We start from the raw sequence: 16,874 nt of genomic DNA, 5'->3' as shown, positions 1-16,874 counted from the left end.
TCAGTGATGCACATGCAGGCATTTGTCGTGATCGGCCAGGATCTCGATCACGCGGCATTCGGCGACGCGGCCGTGGCGGCAGCCTTCCGCCATGCGCTGCAGCTCCACCTTCAACGCCTGCAGGCTGGCAATGCGCTGCTCCACCTCGATGAGGCGAGCCTGGGCGATGGCATCGGCCGCCGCGCAGGACTGGCCAGGATTGTCCTGCAGATCGAGCAGGGTTCGGATCGCATCGACCTCGAAGCCGAGTTCCCGCGCATGGCGGATGAAAGCGAGCCGGCGCACATCGGCTGCCTCGTAGAGACGCCGGTTGCCATCGGTGCGCGGCGGCGCCGGCAGCAGGCCGACCTGCTCGTAGTAACGGATGGTCGGCACCTTGACGCCGCTACGTTTGGCCGCCTCGCCGATCGCCACGCCTGAAAGCTTCATTTTCCGCTTGCTCCTCTAGCCACTAGAGGATGTAGTCCCCTTTGCAGAAGATACAACCCATTCGAAATGCGAGACTCGAAATGGCAATCGCTGCAAGCCAGACCCGTTACCGCGTGGAGGGCATGGACTGCGCCTCCTGCGCCAGCAAGATCGACAAGGCCGTACGCGGCGTCACCGGCGTGGAGGACGTCTCGGTTTCGGTGACGGCCGGCACCATGACGGTCAAGCATGGCGACGGCCAGGATCTCGGCGTCGTCGAGGACAGGGTCCGCCGCCTCGGCTACATGGTCTCGCCCCTGAGTGCCTCGACGCCGGCGGCCGTGGGAGCGAAGCCCGCACACGATCATAAGCACGATCACGATCACGGCGCCTGCTCTGGTCACGACCATGATCATGCGGGGCACGATCACGATGACCACGACCATGACGATCACGCTGGACACGACCACAGCAAGCACGATCACGGCGCCCGGGGCGAGGCCCCGACCCTCGCCGGCCTGCATGGTCATGATCATGCCCCCTCCTCAGGCCCGTGGTGGCGCTCCAGCAAGGGCGTGCTCACCATCGCCGCCGGCATCGCGCTGGTAGCGGCCTATGGCATCGGACACCTCTTCCCTTCGATCGCGGTCTGGTCTTTCGAGATCGCCATGCTGGTCGGTCTCATTCCGATCGCACGGCGCGCCTTCGTCGCGGCTCGCTACGGCATGCCCTTCACCATCGAGATGCTGATGACCATCGCCGCCGTCGGCGCGGTGATCATCGGGGCGGCCGAGGAAGGCGCCGCCGTGGTCTTCCTGTTCCTGGTCGGCGAATTGCTGGAGGGCGTCGCCGCCGGCAAGGCACGCGCCAGCATCCAGTCTCTCGCCAGCCTGGTGCCGAAGACCGCTCTTCTCGAAGAAGAAGGACGCACCAAGGAGATTCCGGCCGAAACCCTCGCCGTTGGCGCCGTGATCCTGGTGCGGCCGGGCGACCGCATTCCCGCCGACGGCGTCATCGTCTCGGGCGAGAGCTCCATCGACGAAGCACCGGTCACCGGCGAGAGCACACCCAAGCGCAAGGAGACCGCCGACACCGTCTTCGCCGGCACCGTCAATGGCGACGGGGCACTGCGCATCCGCGTGACGGCGACCGCCGCCGACAACACCATCGCCCGGGTGGTCAAGCTGGTCGAGGAAGCCCAGGAAAGCAAGGCGCCGACCGAGCGCTTCATCGATCGGTTCTCGCGCTACTACACGCCGGGCGTGGTGGTAGTGGCCGCCCTGGTGGCGATCCTGCCTCCCCTCATCGGCGGCGCTTCCTGGAACGAATGGATCTACAAGGGCCTGGCGATCCTCTTGATTGGCTGCCCCTGCGCCCTCGTCATCTCCACGCCGGCGGCGATAGCCGCCTCGCTCTCGGCCGGCGCGCGCCGCGGCCTGTTGATGAAGGGCGGCGCCGTGCTCGAAACCGTCGGCAAGATCACCGCCGCCGCCTTCGACAAGACGGGCACGCTCACCGAGGGCAAGCCCAAGGTGACCGACATCGTGCCGCTCGGCCGCCAGGAAGCCGAGGTGCTGCGGCTGGCCGCGGCCCTTGAAGCCGGTTCCAGCCACCCGCTCGCCACCGCGATCCTGGCCAAGGCCGCCGAACAGAACATCCTCACGTCCGTTGCCACGAACTCCAAGGCGCTCGGTGGCAAGGGCGTGACCGGCAGCATCGACGGCCTCGCGCTCTTCCTCGGCTCGCCCAAGGCCGCGGCGAGCGAAACGGCACTCTCCGCCGAAATCACCGCGCGCATAGAGGCCCTCAACCAGGAAGGCAAGACCGTCTCGGTGCTCCTGGCCGGCGGCACGCCGGCCGGCCTCATCGCCATGCGCGACGAGCCACGCGAGGATGCCATCGCCGGCTTGTCGGCCCTGCGTGCTGCCGGCGTGCGCACTCTCATGCTCACCGGCGACAATGCCCGCACCGCCCAGGCCATCGGCGGCAAACTCGGGTTGGAAGTGCATGCCGAATTGCTGCCGCAGGACAAGCAGCGCATCGTCAACGAACTCAAGGCGCAGGGACTGACCGTGGCCAAGATCGGCGACGGCATCAATGATGCGCCGGCGCTAGCGGCGGCCGATATCGGCATCGCCATGGGCGGCGGCACCGACGTCGCCCTGGAGACGGCCGACGCCGCCGTCCTGCATGGGCGCGTCAGCGACGTGGCCAGCATGGTCACGCTGTCGCGGCGGACCATGACGAACATCCATCAGAACATCACGATGGCGCTCGGATTGAAGGCGGTGTTCCTGGTCACCACCATCGCCGGCATCACCGGCCTGTGGCCGGCCATCCTCGCCGATACCGGCGCGACCGTGCTGGTCACCCTGAATGCACTGCGGCTCTTGCGGGTGAAGGCCGGCTGAGGCGATCCAGCCCCTTCTTTCTAGGCCGCGTATCACCCCTCATCCCCCTGCGGGTGTCGTCAACTCTCTTGAGTTGACTAGAGATCCCGGCAGGGGGATGAGGGGTCGCGCGCCCTAACCAGGACCCGCCCTTTCAAACACAGAACAAATCAACCTTGACGCGTCGTCCCTAGATATCGTATATAGCCATTAGGTTAATTAACCATATGGCTATATACGATGCCCGATCATCTCAGCGACACCTTCTCGGCCCTCGCCGATCCGACCCGCCGGGCCATCCTGGCCCGGCTGGCCCGGGGCGAGGCAACCGTCATGCAATTGTCGGAGCCCTTCACGCTGACGCAGCCCGCCATCTCCAAGCATCTCAAGGTCCTGGAGAAGGCCGGCCTCATCAGCCGCGGCCGTACGGCGCAATGGCGCCCGTGCCGGCTGGAGGCCGAGCCGCTGCGGCAAGCCTTCGACTGGGTCCAGCATTATCGCCGCTTCTGGGACGAGAGCTTCGACCGTCTCGACGACTATCTCGCCGAACTCCAGGCCCGCGGAAACAACAAGGACGACAAACATGACTAGCCACACCCAGGCTGCCCCGGCGGCCGGCGAGCACGAGCTCGTCATCACCCGCCTGTTCAAGGCTCCGCGCGAACTGTTGTTCAAGGCCTGGACGGACCCGCAGCACCTCGCCCACTGGCCCGGACCCAAGGGCTTCACCGCCACCGCCGACCAGTTCGACTGCAATCCCGGGGGCTTCTACCGCACCTGCCTGCATGCGCCTGATGGCACGGATCATTGGGTTCGCGGCACCTATCTGGAGGTGGAGCCGCCTGCCCGCCTCGTCTTCACCCATGCCTGGGAAGGCGACGACGGCAATCCCGGCCCCGAGACCATCGTCACCGTCACCTTCAAGGATGAGAACGGCCAGACCTTGATGCGCTTTCACCAGGCCATCTTCACCTCCCTCGCCTCGCGGGACGGCCATGGTGAGGGCTGGAACCAGAGCTTCGATAGGCTCGAAGCCTATCTCGCCGAGGTGTCGCCCTGAAATTCCCCCACAGCGAGGCCAGGCCATGCGCAAGCTCAAGCTGGAAATGCAGATCTCCGCCGATGGCTTCAGTTCGAGCCAGGATGGCATCAATGACTGGATGGTGTGGAACTGGGCACCGGATTGGGGCTGGGATGAGGAATTGCGCCGCTACCACCACGATCTCAACTTTTCCTCCGACTGTATCCTGCTCAGCCGCGTGATGGCAGAGGAAGGCTTTCACCAGCATTGGCAGACGGTTGCGGAGGATTCCGCCAGCCTCCAGTCAAGTTTCGCCAAGGCGATCGGCGACATGCGCAAGGTCGTGTTCAGCCGCACGCTGACGGAGACGCGCTGGGCCAATACCGAAATCGCCAGGTCAGGCCTCTCCGAGGAGGTCACCCGCCTCAAGCAGGAACCCGGCAAGGACATCATCGTCTATGGCGGCCCCATCCTGGTGTCGTCCCTGGCGGAGGCCGGGCTGATCGACGAATTCCATTTCATCGTCAATCCGGCTCTGCTCGGCAGCGGCAAGGCAGTCCTCGGCGAGCTTCGCAAAACGACCCGGCTCAGGCTCATCGACGCCCGCCCCTTCCCCTGCGGCGTGGCCGTGCTGCATTACGCCAAACTGTAACGGCTTCGGTTAGGCCTGTGTCTTCAGGAAATCGACAAAGGCACGCAAGGCCGGGCGCATCAGGCGCCGGCTCGGGTAATAGAGGAAGAGCCCCGGAAAGGCTGGGCACCAATCCTCCATGAGGCGCACGAGCTTGCCTTGCACGAGCGCCTCGGCAACAAGTCCCTCGATCAGCAGTGCCAGCCCCTGACCGGCAAGGGCGGCATCGAGCATCAGCGCATCGTCGTTGACGATCAGGCTGCCCGTCACGGCCAGTTCGATCGCCTTGCCGTCCCGTTCGAGTTCCCAGCGATAGAGGGAGCCATCGGTGAAGCGACGCTGGATGCAATCGTGATCGTGGAGATCGGCGGGCAGCTCCGGCCTAGGACGACCGTTCAGATAGCTGGGCGCCCCGACGATGGCAAAGCGCAGCGGACCCCCGAGCGGTACGGCGATCATGTCCTGATGCAGGCTTTCACCGAATCGGACGCCGGCGTCGACCCCCGACGCCACGATATCGGTGAAGGCATCCTGCGCCAGGATTTCCACGGTCACTGCCGGATATCGGCGCATGAACCGCAATGCCAGTGGCAGCAGCACGGACTGCACGGCCGCGCGTGGTGCACTGAAACGCAGCATGCCGGCGATATCGGCCTGCGAGGCGCTCGCCTGATCGAGCGCCTCCTCGATCGAGGCAAGCGCTGGCTGCAACTGGATCAACAGCCGCTCCCCTGCGACGGTCGGGGCGACACTACGCGTCGTGCGAGTCAGCAGCCTCACGCCGAGACTTTCCTCGAGGCCCGTGATCGCCTGGCTGACGGCGGAGACCGACATGCCAAGTTTGCGGGCAGCGCCACGAAAGCTGCATTGATCGGCCACGGCCGCGAGAATGACGAGGGCAGGCAAGTCGGCTCGCTTCATTGTTAAGCCATATAGAACAAGCCGTTCATAAAAGCATGGATTATCGAACATTGTATTTGGGTACATGGTCCCCGCCACCACGGAGGATCGTCCCATGAAGACACGCAAGCTCGGTTCAAACCTCAACGTTTCCACCATCGGCCTCGGCTGCATGGGGATGAGCTTTGCCTATGGCGGCCAAGCCGAGGCGGATGCCATCCGCACGCTGCATCGCGCCGTGGATCTTGGCATCACCCTTTTCGATACCGCGGAAGTCTATGGGCCCTTCACCAACGAAGAGCTCGTCGGCAAGGCGTTGAAGGACGTAAGGAACAAGGTGGTCATCGCCACCAAATTCGGTTTCCGCATTGCGCCGGAAGGCCAGGATCGGGACCGCATCATCGGCGTGGACAGCCGTCCCGAACATGTGCGCGCCGTCGCCGAGGCCTCTCTTCGTCGCCTGGGCATCGAGGCCATCGACCTCTTCTACCAGCATCGCGTCGACCCCGCCGTGCCGATCGAGGATACGGTCGGTGCCATGGCGGATCTGGTGAGGGAGGGCAAGGTCAAGGCCCTCGGTCTGTCGGAGGCCGGCGCGACGACCATCCGACGCGCCCATGCCGTCCATCCCATTGCCGCCGTCCAGACGGAATACTCGCTCTGGAGCCGCAATGTCGAGGCGGATGTTCTGCCGGTCTGCCGGGAACTCGGCATCGGCTTCGTGCCCTACAGCCCGCTGGGCCGCGGCTTGCTGACCGGCGCGATCCGGGATCACAGCACGCTCGCCGCCGACGACTGGCGTAAATCCCTGCCCCGCTTCCAGGAAGACAACATGGAGGCGAATCAGCGCCTGTTGGCCGAATTTTCCCTTATCGCCGACGGCAAGGGGGTAACCCCGGCTCAACTCGCCCTGGCCTGGATACTGCACCAGGGGGACTTCATCGTGCCGATCCCAGGTGCACGGCGGTTGCCTCACCTGGAGGACAATGCGGCCGCCGCCGGGATTGCCCTCAGCGGAGCAGACCTTGCCGCCATCGACGCGGCCATGCCGCCGGCCAACGTCCGCGGCGAACGCTACATGCCGGAAGCCATGGCGCTGGTCGACGCCTCGTAAAGCGGCGGAAGGCGTTCAGTCGAATCTGCCGGTCAGGTGGCGCGGCGCAAGGCTGCGGATGGCCTGGCCGGCAACTCCATCGGGCCAGGCCGGTGCGAACAGATGGAGCGGTATCTCCCGCAGGCCCTGGGAATATGCGTCAGGCTCTCAGCATCGCCGCAAGATGCTTGATACGTGCAGGCTCGCGCCGGCGCCGGACTTTTCCACACTGCCCCGGACGATCAGGCAGGCCCGCTGCCGCCAGGCACGACGGATCGCGGCCGCATCGGCGGGCTTTGCCTGCAGCCTGGGCAACGACCCTCGATAGAGCGGGTGCGGCGAATCGGTAGCGTCCACTGATCTGATTGCCATCTCGCCCCAGGGACATGGTGCCCGAATGCACATGATCTGAAGCGGCGCCAGACGCAATATTTGCGAGCGGTCCCGTGCAATGCCGACAGCCGGCGCGAAAGCGCCAGCGAATGCCAGTGCCGTGACAGCCCCTAGGGTCAGATGCCGAAATGCCCGCATCGCTCGCGCTCCCATCCTGGCCGCAACCTCATCTATTCCAGCACGGCGGCGAGGCTGTCGCTGTTGCCACCGCAACAGGTTTCGTTCCTTACGGCACCATAGACGCAAAAGGCAGGCCTGTGGGCCTGCCTCCCTGCTTCGTCTCGCTGATCTCAGCCCGGTCAGGCCGCGGCCGACTGGCTCTCCGGACGCACGGCCTGATTAAAATCCTCGATCAGCGTGCGGGTGATGGTGCCGGGCGTATAGCTATGCTCGAGGATCTCTGAGACCGGCGTGATCTCGGCGGCCGTACCGGTGAGGAAGCACTCGCTGAAGCTGCCGAGCTCGTCCGGCATGATGCGCCGTTCGATCACTTCCAGGCCGCGAGCCTTGGCGAGATCGATCGCCGTGCGGCGGGTGATGCCATCCAGGAAGCAGTCGGCGATCGGCGTGTGGATTTTGCCGTCCTGGATGAAGAAGACATTGGCGCCGGTGCATTCGGCCACGCGGCCCTGCCAGTCATACATCAGGGCATCGGCATAGCCGCGACGCTCCGCGCGATGCTTGGAGATGGTGCAGATCATGTAAAGGCCGGCGGCCTTCGACAGCGAGGGCGCGGTCTGCGGGTCGGGCCGACGATATTCGGCCACGTCAAGGCGGATGCCCTTCATCTTGGTCGCCATGTCGAACATGCTCGGCCATTCCCACACCGCAATCGCGGTATGGATGGTGGCATGCTGGGCGGCCACGGCCATCATTTCCGAGCCCCGCCAGGCGACCGGCCTGACATAGGCGTCCTTCAGGCCGTTCTTGTCGAGCACGGCCTGCTTGGCGGCATCGAGTTCCTCGACAGAATAAGGAATGGCGAAGTCGAGAATCTCGGCCGAACGGCGGAAACGCGCCGAATGTTCGGAGGACTTGAAGATCTTGCCGCCATAGGACCGCTCGCCCTCGAAGACGGCGCCGCCATAATGCAACCCATGCGACAGAACATGAAGCTTGGCATCGCCCCAGGCCAGCATCTGGCCATCAAACCAGATAAAGCCATCGCGTTGATCGAAGGGCAACATCGACATGACAAATCCTCCAGCGCCTCGCGCTTCCTCGAGCAAAGCGCGTTTTGTCGAAAACGCTTGTTTGCTCTCACTCTCAGTTCGACGCGTCTTTGCGATTTGAAACGCTTCCGTCAAATCACAAAACGCTTTGGAGCAAAGCGCGTTTTGTCGAAAACGCTTGTTTGCTCTCACTCTCAGTTCGACGCGTCTTTGCGATTTTGGACAACTCCATCAAATCGCAAAACGCTTTGGAGCAAAGCGCGTTCATGTCCGCGCGCTCGTTTGTTCCAACTCCTTGCCTCGAGGTATCCTTGCAATTGTCGGCAACTCCGCCGGATCGCAAAAACACCTTGATGACCGCAATGTTATAGCCATTGGCGGGCAGTTGCGGAAACTGTTCCGTTCGCCGCGAGCATCTTTTTCCGCTCGGGACGTGGCTGGATAAGAACAACCGTCGCTTTTGCGTCGGGGGCCAAATCCTCTTATGTTTCGTACCGGAAACGGCACCGCACTTCACGCGTTGAGGTCTCCACCCGCCCTTGCGGAACATCCTTTCGCCGTGAGCCCCGTTTGCGTAATGATCTGACGAAAATATGTCAATATGACTGACGTAAATTTCTCGTTCTCGCCTACCCCCGCCCCTCGCTCGGAAACCGAGCGGGGCGAGCCTCCGCTTTATGAGCTGATCGAACTTTTCTTCTTCGCCTATCGGGATTTCGTCGCGGATCCCGATCATGCCCTCGAAGCCTATGGCTTTGGGCGGGCCCACCACCGCGTGCTGCATTTCGTCGACCGCAATCCGGATCTTACTGTCGCCGAATTGCTGGATATTCTGAAGATCACCAAGCAGTCGCTGGCCCGCGTGCTGAAAGACCTGGTCGACCAGGGTTTCATCCTGCAGCGCGAAGGCCGGGAGGATCGGCGCCAGCGCTTGCTGACCACCACGGTGAAAGGCAAGCAACTGGCCGTCGAGCTGGCAACGACTCAATCCCAACGCATCGCGCGGGCGCTCTCCGAAGCCGGCCTGACCGGTCCCGAACTGGCGCAACGCTTCCTGTTCGCCATGGTCGATCCGGACGGGCGAGCGGAAGTCGCTCGGCTCATCCACGGCAATGTCACCAGAGGTGACAAGATTCGGGGCGAAAAGAAATGAACAAGGTTGCCGTCCTTCCCGACGACGCCCCCCATATCCTGCTGGTCGATGACGACAGCCGCATCCGTACGCTGCTCTCGCGCTATCTCGGCGAGCATGGCTATCGCGTAACCACGGCCGAGCATGCCGCCAGCGCCCGCCAGCGCATTGAGGCGTTCACCTTCGACCTGATGATCGTCGATGTGATGATGCCGGGAGAGAACGGCTTCGATCTGACCCGCTGGATCCGCGGCAGTTCCAGCGTGCCGATCCTGATGCTGACGGCGCGCGGCGATCCGGACGATCGCATCAAGGGCCTGGAGATCGGCGCCGACGACTATCTGCCCAAGCCGTTCGAGCCGCGCGAGTTGTTGCTGCGCCTCAACAACATCCTGAAACGGGCGGTTGCTCCGCCACCGGCGGAACCGGCGAGCGACATCGTCACCTTTGGCGACTTCACCTTTCATGTCTCGCGCGGCGAACTCCAGCAGGGCGGCGAGACAGTCCGCATCACCGAACGCGAGCGCGACATGCTGCGCCTGCTGGTCGAAGTTCCGCGCGAGACGGTCGATCGGCTGGCACTCGCCGGCCCCGCCGCCGACATCGCCAATGAACGCACCGTCGACGTGCAGGTGAATCGGCTGCGGCGCAAGATCGAGAGGGATCCGGGCAATCCCGTCTATCTGCAGACGGTACGCGGCACCGGATATCGCCTGATGGTCGACATGTGATGGAGCCTCGTCTGCCGGCCCTCCAGTTTGCCGGGGCCCTGCTCCGCAAATGCCTGTCCGGGGTCTCCGAGGCCGCACGCATTGCCTGGCCCAGGGTACGTGAACTCTCTGCTGGTCCCGGGCGCGTGCTTTCGGCGCTGGGCGACCGCATGCCCAAGGGCCTTTATGCCCGCTCGCTGCTAATCATCATCACGCCGATGGTGCTGCTGCAGGCCATTGTCACCTATATGTTCATGGAAAAATATTGGCAGGGCGTGACGGCGCGGCTGTCGGCCGCCACCACCAAGGACATCGCGGCGATCGTCGAGCTCTACCAGCAAATGCCCCATGACAAGAACACGACAGACCTGCTCCAACTGGTGGCCCAAAAGCAGCTCGCACTCGGTATCGAGTTTCGTCCACTCGAGGATCTGCCGCCACGCGGCGCCCGCCCCTTTTTCGACATTCTCGACCAGGCGCTGTCGGACGAGATCCGCATGCGCATCGGCCTGCCTTTCTGGATCGATACCGTCGGCCGCTCGGACTTCGTCGAGATCCGCGTCAAGCTCGACGATGCCGTGCTGCGTGTCTTTGCCCGTCGCAGCCAGACCTTCGCCTCCAACTCCTATATCTATCTGCTCTGGATGCTCGGCTCCTCGCTGATCCTGATCACAGTGGCGATCCTGTTCCTGCGCAACCAGATTCGGCCGATCCAGCAACTCGCCAATGCCGCGCAGGATTTCGGCAAGGGGCGCGATGTCCAGAATTTCCGTCCGCGCGGTGCGCGTGAGGTGCGCCAGGCGGCCAGCGCCTTCATCGAAATGCGCCGGCGTGTCGAGCGCGCCTTCGAACAGCGCACAGCCATGCTCAACGGCGTCTCGCATGACATGCGCACCATCCTCACCCGCTTCAAACTTTCGCTGGCCCTGCTCGACGAAAGCAGTCCCGAATATGAGGACCTGCAGAAAGACGTCGACGAGATGAGCCGCATGCTGGAGGCCTATCTCGCCTTCGCGCGCGGCGATGCGGCGGAGCAAGCCGAAGCCACCGACATCGCCGCCCTGTTGGAGGAATTGCGCGCCAATGCCATGCGCCAGGGCCAGGACGCACGGGTCAGCTTCCAGGGCGATCCCATCGTGGTGGTGCGGCCGGACGCATTCCGGCGCTGCCTGACCAATCTGGTATCTAATGCCCAGCGTTTTGCCAGGACCATCCTCATCACCGGCGTGCGCGAGCAGCGCTATCTCATCGTTACCGTCGATGACGACGGGCCCGGCGTTCCCGAAGAAAGCCGTGAGGACGTGTTCAAGCCTTTCTTCCGGCTGGACGAGGCCCGCAACCAGGACCATGGCGGCACCGGCCTCGGCCTCGCCATTGCGCGCGACATCGCCCGCTTCCATGGTGGCGACATCACCCTTGCCACCAGCCAGTTGGGCGGCCTGAGGGCGATTGTGCGCATTCCAGTCTGATGCCAAGAGGCATCGGGGATGACTTTTGGTTCCTTCTCATGATTTGGAATCGAAAATCATCAGGTGTTCAAGGTACGAATGCGTCAGCATCTTGGTGATTTGGTAAGACACCATCTCGACCCGCCAGGACTATGCCAAGCCTCATGCCCAATGACATCGCGCCCGATCCCGTCAACATCGTAGTGATCACCGGTCCCGCGGGGATCGGCAAGTCGACGCTGACCTGGGAAGTCGGGAGGCAACTGGCGGCAGCCGGCATTGCCCATGCCATCGTGGAGACGGACGAACTCGACAGGGTGTATCCGCGCCCAAGCCGAGCGGACCTGGAGCGCCTGCGTCCAGGCACGCTCGACATGAGCACGCTCAATCTGGCGGCGATCTGGGCGACCTATCGCGCTCTCGGCCATCGGTGCCTGATCATGTCGGGCGTGATGCTGCATCTCGACTTCGACCGGCGCTGGATCCTTGCCGCCATTCCCGATGCGCGCATCACCGTCGTGCGCCTGCAGGCCAACGGAAACACGCTGACCGAGCGCCTCATTCAGCGCGAAATCGGATCCGGACTGGACGACCAGCTCGAGCGCACACTGGCACAGGCAGAGCGCATGGCAGGAGAGGCGGACAACGGAGCGATAAGGCTGGAGACGGACGGCCGCTCACCCGAGGAACTCGCCCGCCTGCTGCTGGCAGAGCTGGGCTGGGTTCGATGACGGCCAGAGGCCGACACGAAGAGGGTTATTTCCCGCCGATTTCCTTATCGCCCAAGGCAGGGCCACGAGCCAGTTTCAGCGCCGCCTCGACGCCGTTCTCCAAAATCGCGTTGGACTGTTCGGGATCGGGGACGACGCGTGCAAGCTGCAGCGTTCCCGCCAGCAGGGCCATGATGGCGAGCGCAGTGCTGCGGCGCGCTTCGGCATCGCCACCGGGCAGATGATCCGCGATCACGCCGATGCTGCCGAAGAGCTCTTCGGTAAAGGCAGCCCGGGTCTTCTCGGACTGACGCGCAATTTCACCGGAAAGCGCAGCGATTGCGCAGCCCTGCCCGGGCGTATCCCGGTGGATGGGACGCAGATAATAGCGGATCAGTCCCTCGATCGGATCATCGGCGCGTTCGGCGGAGCGGCGCAATTTGCCGCGCCGTTGGGTCAGCGTATGGGTGACGGCTTCGCGAACCAAGGCATCCTTCGAGGCGAAATGGCTGTAGAAACCGCCATGGGTCAGGCCCGCATCCGCCATCAACGGCGCAATGCCGGTGCCGTCGATGCCATCGCGCAACAGACGCAGCGCGGCGGTTTCAAGAATATGCCGGTGCGTCTCGTCCTTGTGCCCCTTGTCATAGCGCATGAACAGCCTCGTCTCCCACCAGGAATCGCGCCGCCAGAAAATCCACTGCGTGGCCGATCACGCCAGCATCGCCGAGAATGCGGCCATGGCCAAGTCCATCCATCTCGATCAATCGCGATCCCCGCCAATATCTGGCGATCTCGCGGGCTTCGCTAATGGCGACGACGCGATCATCGCCGGAATGGATGAGAAGGGCTGGCTGCGTCAACCGTTCGGCGAAACTGGGCAGGTCCATGATCGGCAGTTCGGTGCCCAGGCGAATGAGTTCGTCTGCCATGTGGGCGAGATCCATGGTGTCGACGACCCCCGAGGCCATCGCGGCAGCCCGCATCTGACGGCCGTAATTGGCTGGTGAGGCGATCAGGACGACCCGCCCGGCATCCAGCCCTCCGGCGAGTGCGACGGTCAGGACCGGCCCTCCGACGGAATGGCCGATCACGCCATGCAGGTGCCCGCAGGCCTTGCCGACGGCGGCCACGGCCCTGGCCATGTGCGGAATGGTCGCCGACACGCCCTCGGACACGCCATGGGCGGGCAGATCGATTGCAATCACGCCAAGGCCGCGCGCCAGCAAGGGTTCGACGAAGGCAAGCATGTCGACATGGGAGGCTTCCCAGCCATGCACCAGGAGCACCGGCTCGCCTTGGCCCCAGCGCCACCCGGCGACGAGGCCGCCTTCATGCGCCACGGAAAAACGGCTCGCACCTTTGGGAAGCGGAATGGCACGCGGGGCAAGCCGCCGGGGCGTAATCATCTGCAGAGCCAGTTCGCGCGGGTCGACGCGTTCCGAAAGATCCATGGCTTTCTCCTCTTTATATTATGATCATAATATAATATGTCATTCATCATGCAATGGGTACTCCGCCGTGCCTGCGCCAGCGAGGATTGAACCATGTCCAACAGCGACCCCGTCGTCATCGTCTCCGCCACACGCACCCCGCTGGGGCGTTTCCAGGGCGATCTCTCGAGCTTGGCTTCCCCCGCGCTCGGCGCCCATGTCGTGAAAGCGGCCCTGACACGGGCGAACCTGCCCGCCGACCGCGTGGACGAGGTCGTGCTGGGCTGCGTGCTCCCCGCCGGTCTTGGCCAGGCACCCGCCCGTCAGGCCGCCCGCAATGCGGGACTGCCCGACGCCACGGGCGCAACGACCGTCAACAAGGTGTGCGGCTCCGGCATGAAGGCAACGATGCTCGGTCATGATCTCATTCGCGCCGGCTCCGCCGATATCGTGGTGACGGGGGGCATGGAGTCGATGTCGAATGCGCCCTATCTGCTGGCCAAGGCGCGCAGCGGCTACCGCATGGGCCATGACCGCCTTCTCGACCACATGATGCTCGACGGCCTGGAGGATGCCTATGAGGGTGGCCGCCCGATGGGCGATTTCGGCGAGGCGACGGCACAGGCCTATCAGCTTAGCCGCGATGACCAGGACGCCTATGCGGTGGAGACCCTGACCCGCGCCCGCAAGGCGATCGAAACCGGCGCCTTCACCGCCGAGATCACGCCGGTGGAGGTGCCCGGCAAAGGCGGCCCCAGGCTGATTGCCGACGACGAGAACCCGCTCAAGGTCTCACCCGACAAGATCCCGCAGCTCAGGCCGGCCTTCCGCAAGGACGGTACCATCACCGCCGCAAGCTCTTCGGCCAATGCCGATGGCGCGGCTGCTCTCATCCTCACCCGCCGCTCCATCGCCGATCGTGATGGACTGCCCGTGCTTGCCGAGATCAAGGGCCATGCCACCCACAGCCAGGATCCGGCCTGGTTCACCACGGCGCCGATCCCGGCCATCCGCAAGCTGCTCGAACGCACCGGCTGGAGCGTCGGCGATGTCGACCTGTTCGAGATCAACGAGGCTTTCGCAGCGGTGGCCATGGCGGCCCGACGCGACCTCGACATCCCAGCCGACCGGCTCAACATCCATGGCGGCGCCTGCGCTCTCGGTCATCCGATCGGCGCCACCGGCGCGCGCATCATCGTCACTTTGCTGCACGCCCTCGCCGGCAACGGCCTCAAGCGCGGTATCGCCTCGCTCTGCATCGGCGGCGGGGAGGCGACCGCCATCGCGATCGAGAGGATCGTGTAAGTGGAGGTGACCGGGGGCGCAGGCGTTTGGGTAACCGCCCATTCTTCCGCGGATGTCGCGCTGCCCCTCACTCCATTGTCAGAACAAGCGCGAGCCGTTCGGGGCGCTGCGTTCCGGCGTCGCCAGCACGACGGCACCGTCGGCGCCAGGAAAGCCGAGCGTCAACACCTGTGACATGAACTTGCCAATCTGGCGCGGTGGGAAATTGACCACCGCCATTACCTGGCGCCCGACCAGTTCCTCGGCATTGTAGAGCGCGGTAAGCTGGGCTGATGAAGCCTTGATGCCGATCTCATCGCCGAAATCGATCCGCATCCGGTAGGCCGGCTTGCGGGCCCCTTCGAGGGGCACCGCCTCCAGCACCGTGCCGATGCGAATATCAACCTTGAGGAAATCGTCGAAGCCGATTTCCGCTGCCGGCTGCCCGTTACTCGTACTCACACCGCCTCCGCATCGTCGCGATCATCCCTGCCCCGCCGGCGAGAATCGGCGAAATCGTGAAAACGCTCGCGCAGCCTTTCGCGCATGCGGGCACGGCGCGCATGGGAGCGTTCGGCGATGCGGCGGAACGGCGCGAAGATCTGGCAGAGATCGTCGGCCCGCTCCATCCAGCGCTCGCCCGAACGAAGCTGCCGATCGACTTCCTTCATCGTCGTGGCTAGGCCCTCATCCTCGTCCTTCAGCCAGACCTTGATGATGCGGGCCCAGGCCAGCGCCAGCCCCTGCGCGCGCACGGCTCCCATCGGGCCCTCGGCGTCGATATCGGCAGCCGTCAGCATCCACTGCATCGAATTGGTGACGACACGGTTCCAGGCGGTGAACGCGAGGGGATCGAGTGCGAAGGCCCTGGAAATGTTGGCGATGGCCGTCTTATGCGGCGAAAGCACATCGATACGTCGCATCAGAATGTCGAACAACCTCTCGCGGGCCGGTTCCGCGGCCATGCTCTCGTCAATGCCTTCGAGCACCTTCTGGTCGACCTGGCGCGCATAAGCGGCGAGGATGGCTCCCTTGGAGGGATAGAGGCCGCGCAATTGCGACAGGGACAGCCCCGCCTTCTCGGCAATATCGGCCAGACCGATCTCGCCCCAGGGATTGTCGGCGCACAACGCCAGCAAGGCCTCGATCGCAGCCTGACGCGGATCGACGGCATTGTCTGCTTTCGACTTGGCAACCATGGCTCGGACCTCGCTTTCTGGTTTGCCCATCCTAAGATAGGCCGATCGCGAGCCGGATCAATGCGGCGCATTGGCAGACAGGAGCCCTTCTGTCCGTCAGGAAGCGAGTTCGCCCGCGCGCCGGCGTGCCGCCTCGACCGCCCGCTTCATCAGCGGCGTCAAGCCGTTTTCAGCCATCAGCACGTCCAGAGCCGCCGCGGTGGTGCCGCCCGGGCTGGTGACGTTCTGCCGCAGCGTGGCGGCCGGCAGATCAGACTGGTGCAGCAATTCGCCGGAACCCGCCACGGTGGCGCGCGCCAGCCGCATGGCGAGATCGGCGGGGAGCCCCGCCGCCGCTCCGGCTTCGGCCATGGCCTCGACGAGATGGAAGACATAGGCCGGCCCCGATCCGGAGACGGCCGTCACCGCATCGATGAGGCTTTCATCCACAACCCACTCGACCGCGCCGGTCGCCCGCAGCAGAGCATCGGCGGCCCGTTCCTGGTCAGCGGTGACGAAGGCATTCGACACCGCGGCCGTGATACCGCGGCCGACGGCCGCCGGCGTGTTCGGCATGGCGCGCACGATAGCAGTATCGGCCGGCAGCAGCGCCGCGATGCTGGCGATGGTCTTGCCCGCCATGATGGAGACGGCGAGGGTATCAGGCCCGAACAGCGGCGCGACGGAGGCCATGGCGACATCCATCATCTGAGGCTTGATCGCCAGGAGCACCACGGCCGGCGTGCCGAAGGAGGCCAGCATCGGGTTGACCGCGACACCTTTCACGGCAAGGTCACCGGCAACCTCCGGCGGCAAATGCGGATCGATAACCGCCACATGGGCGGGATCGAGGCCGAGCTTCAGCCACCCCTCCAGCATGGCCCCGCCCATCTTGCCGGCGCCCAGCAGCAACAGCTTGCCGCCAATGTCCAATGTCTCAGCCATGGGAAAAACTCCTGCGAATGGGGAAT

18 protein-coding genes are annotated in these 16,874 nt (G+C 64.4%); 10 read left to right on the top strand and 8 right to left on the bottom strand.

The annotated features are described in order from the left end of the window. Positions 1-429, bottom strand: a complete 429-nt coding sequence (locus ACZYTC_RS03140) for a MerR family transcriptional regulator (protein WP_434957463.1) — start codon at positions 427-429, stop codon at positions 1-3. 80 nt (positions 430-509) lie between these two features. Between ACZYTC_RS03140 and ACZYTC_RS03135 the strand changes: the two genes are divergently transcribed. From ACZYTC_RS03135 to ACZYTC_RS03120, 4 genes are all read left to right on the top strand, one after another. Then, complete coding sequence (locus ACZYTC_RS03135; protein WP_488988874.1) at positions 510-2,819, top strand: heavy metal translocating P-type ATPase; 2,310 nt, start codon at positions 510-512, stop codon at positions 2,817-2,819. A gap of 219 nt (positions 2,820-3,038) precedes the next feature. Continuing rightward, positions 3,039-3,389, top strand: coding sequence for an ArsR/SmtB family transcription factor (locus ACZYTC_RS03130; protein WP_434957465.1), 351 nt, complete (start codon positions 3,039-3,041; stop codon positions 3,387-3,389). Further along, positions 3,382-3,858 (top strand): SRPBCC family protein, encoded by a 477-nt coding sequence (locus ACZYTC_RS03125; protein WP_488988873.1) that lies wholly within the window; start codon positions 3,382-3,384, stop codon positions 3,856-3,858. The genes ACZYTC_RS03130 and ACZYTC_RS03125 overlap by 8 nt, the downstream gene beginning before the upstream one ends. 25 nt (positions 3,859-3,883) lie before the next feature. Beyond that, complete coding sequence (locus ACZYTC_RS03120; RefSeq protein WP_441770488.1) at positions 3,884-4,471, top strand: dihydrofolate reductase family protein; 588 nt, start codon at positions 3,884-3,886, stop codon at positions 4,469-4,471. A gap of 9 nt (positions 4,472-4,480) precedes the next feature. On the opposite strand, the gene ACZYTC_RS03115 is transcribed toward ACZYTC_RS03120, so the two are convergent. Further along, a complete protein-coding gene (locus tag ACZYTC_RS03115) occupies positions 4,481-5,371 on the bottom strand; it encodes a LysR family transcriptional regulator (RefSeq protein ID WP_488988872.1) in 891 nt (296 codons plus the stop codon). Between the two features lie 94 nt (positions 5,372-5,465). On the opposite strand from ACZYTC_RS03115, the gene ACZYTC_RS03110 reads away from it, so the two are divergent. Beyond that, positions 5,466-6,464, top strand: coding sequence for an aldo/keto reductase (locus ACZYTC_RS03110; RefSeq protein ID WP_488988871.1), 999 nt, complete (start codon positions 5,466-5,468; stop codon positions 6,462-6,464). A gap of 671 nt (positions 6,465-7,135) precedes the next feature. On the opposite strand, the gene ACZYTC_RS03105 is transcribed toward ACZYTC_RS03110, so the two are convergent. Next, on the bottom strand, positions 7,136-8,029 hold the full coding sequence (locus ACZYTC_RS03105) for a branched-chain amino acid aminotransferase (protein WP_488988870.1): 894 nt from the start codon (positions 8,027-8,029) through the stop codon (positions 7,136-7,138). Between the two features lie 580 nt (positions 8,030-8,609). On the opposite strand from ACZYTC_RS03105, the gene ACZYTC_RS03100 reads away from it, so the two are divergent. From ACZYTC_RS03100 to ACZYTC_RS03085, 4 genes are all read left to right on the top strand, one after another. Then, the gene (locus tag ACZYTC_RS03100; protein ID WP_434957471.1) at positions 8,610-9,161 is read left to right on the top strand and encodes a MarR family winged helix-turn-helix transcriptional regulator; all 552 of its coding nucleotides are present in this window, start codon (positions 8,610-8,612) and stop codon (positions 9,159-9,161) included. Then, positions 9,158-9,871 (top strand): response regulator, encoded by a 714-nt coding sequence (locus ACZYTC_RS03095; RefSeq protein ID WP_434957472.1) that lies wholly within the window; start codon positions 9,158-9,160, stop codon positions 9,869-9,871. Before ACZYTC_RS03100 ends, ACZYTC_RS03095 begins: the two co-directional genes overlap by 4 nt. Positions 9,872-9,924: 53 nt before the next feature. Further along, complete coding sequence (locus ACZYTC_RS03090; protein ID WP_434959678.1) at positions 9,925-11,319, top strand: ATP-binding protein; 1,395 nt, start codon at positions 9,925-9,927, stop codon at positions 11,317-11,319. Between the two features lie 143 nt (positions 11,320-11,462). Then, on the top strand, positions 11,463-12,029 hold the full coding sequence (locus tag ACZYTC_RS03085; protein ID WP_454815107.1) for a hypothetical protein: 567 nt from the start codon (positions 11,463-11,465) through the stop codon (positions 12,027-12,029). Between the two features lie 25 nt (positions 12,030-12,054). Here the strand turns inward: ACZYTC_RS03085 and ACZYTC_RS03080 are convergent, their stop codons facing one another. Both ACZYTC_RS03080 and ACZYTC_RS03075 read right to left on the bottom strand, forming a co-directional pair. After that, a complete protein-coding gene (locus ACZYTC_RS03080; protein ID WP_488988869.1) occupies positions 12,055-12,663 on the bottom strand; it encodes a TetR/AcrR family transcriptional regulator in 609 nt (202 codons plus the stop codon). Continuing rightward, the gene (locus tag ACZYTC_RS03075; protein ID WP_488988868.1) at positions 12,653-13,462 is read right to left on the bottom strand and encodes an alpha/beta fold hydrolase; all 810 of its coding nucleotides are present in this window, start codon (positions 13,460-13,462) and stop codon (positions 12,653-12,655) included. The genes ACZYTC_RS03080 and ACZYTC_RS03075 overlap by 11 nt, the downstream gene beginning before the upstream one ends. A gap of 93 nt (positions 13,463-13,555) precedes the next feature. Between ACZYTC_RS03075 and ACZYTC_RS03070 the strand changes: the two genes are divergently transcribed. Then, positions 13,556-14,746 (top strand): acetyl-CoA C-acyltransferase, encoded by a 1,191-nt coding sequence (locus tag ACZYTC_RS03070; protein ID WP_488988867.1) that lies wholly within the window; start codon positions 13,556-13,558, stop codon positions 14,744-14,746. 78 nt (positions 14,747-14,824) lie between these two features. On the opposite strand, the gene ACZYTC_RS03065 is transcribed toward ACZYTC_RS03070, so the two are convergent. From ACZYTC_RS03065 to proC, 3 genes are all read right to left on the bottom strand, one after another. After that, entirely contained in the window at positions 14,825-15,187 is a 363-nt protein-coding gene (locus tag ACZYTC_RS03065; protein ID WP_434957477.1) for a tRNA-binding protein, read from the bottom strand. Next, positions 15,184-15,924: a TetR/AcrR family transcriptional regulator gene (locus ACZYTC_RS03060; RefSeq protein WP_488988866.1), complete on the bottom strand. Its 741-nt coding sequence runs from the start codon at positions 15,922-15,924 to the stop codon at positions 15,184-15,186. The genes ACZYTC_RS03065 and ACZYTC_RS03060 overlap by 4 nt, the downstream gene beginning before the upstream one ends. A 96-nt stretch (positions 15,925-16,020) precedes the next feature. Beyond that, positions 16,021-16,848: a pyrroline-5-carboxylate reductase gene (gene proC / locus ACZYTC_RS03055; RefSeq protein ID WP_434957479.1), complete on the bottom strand. Its 828-nt coding sequence runs from the start codon at positions 16,846-16,848 to the stop codon at positions 16,021-16,023. Positions 16,849-16,874: the final 26 nt, after the last annotated feature.

It is taken from the genome of Labrys sp. F242, assembly GCF_057813875.1.
Note: the sequence above shows the minus strand (reverse complement) of the source record. Positions and strands in the feature narration are given on the sequence as shown.

Coding starts and splice junctions, on each gene's coding strand:
- ACZYTC_RS03140 (WP_434957463.1), bottom strand. CDS start 429: ATGAAGCTTTCAGGCGTGGCGATCGGCGAGGCGGCCAAACGTAGCGGC.
- ACZYTC_RS03135 (WP_488988874.1), top strand. CDS start 510: ATGGCAATCGCTGCAAGCCAGACCCGTTACCGCGTGGAGGGCATGGAC.
- ACZYTC_RS03130 (WP_434957465.1), top strand. CDS start 3,039: ATGCCCGATCATCTCAGCGACACCTTCTCGGCCCTCGCCGATCCGACC.
- ACZYTC_RS03125 (WP_488988873.1), top strand. CDS start 3,382: ATGACTAGCCACACCCAGGCTGCCCCGGCGGCCGGCGAGCACGAGCTC.
- ACZYTC_RS03120 (WP_441770488.1), top strand. CDS start 3,884: ATGCGCAAGCTCAAGCTGGAAATGCAGATCTCCGCCGATGGCTTCAGT.
- ACZYTC_RS03115 (WP_488988872.1), bottom strand. CDS start 5,371: ATGAAGCGAGCCGACTTGCCTGCCCTCGTCATTCTCGCGGCCGTGGCC.
- ACZYTC_RS03110 (WP_488988871.1), top strand. CDS start 5,466: ATGAAGACACGCAAGCTCGGTTCAAACCTCAACGTTTCCACCATCGGC.
- ACZYTC_RS03105 (WP_488988870.1), bottom strand. CDS start 8,029: ATGTCGATGTTGCCCTTCGATCAACGCGATGGCTTTATCTGGTTTGAT.
- ACZYTC_RS03100 (WP_434957471.1), top strand. CDS start 8,610: ATGACTGACGTAAATTTCTCGTTCTCGCCTACCCCCGCCCCTCGCTCG.
- ACZYTC_RS03095 (WP_434957472.1), top strand. CDS start 9,158: ATGAACAAGGTTGCCGTCCTTCCCGACGACGCCCCCCATATCCTGCTG.
- ACZYTC_RS03085 (WP_454815107.1), top strand. CDS start 11,463: ATGCCCAATGACATCGCGCCCGATCCCGTCAACATCGTAGTGATCACC.
- ACZYTC_RS03080 (WP_488988869.1), bottom strand. CDS start 12,663: ATGCGCTATGACAAGGGGCACAAGGACGAGACGCACCGGCATATTCTT.
- ACZYTC_RS03075 (WP_488988868.1), bottom strand. CDS start 13,462: ATGGATCTTTCGGAACGCGTCGACCCGCGCGAACTGGCTCTGCAGATG.
- ACZYTC_RS03070 (WP_488988867.1), top strand. CDS start 13,556: ATGTCCAACAGCGACCCCGTCGTCATCGTCTCCGCCACACGCACCCCG.
- ACZYTC_RS03060 (WP_488988866.1), bottom strand. CDS start 15,924: ATGGTTGCCAAGTCGAAAGCAGACAATGCCGTCGATCCGCGTCAGGCT.
- proC (WP_434957479.1), bottom strand. CDS start 16,848: ATGGCTGAGACATTGGACATTGGCGGCAAGCTGTTGCTGCTGGGCGCC.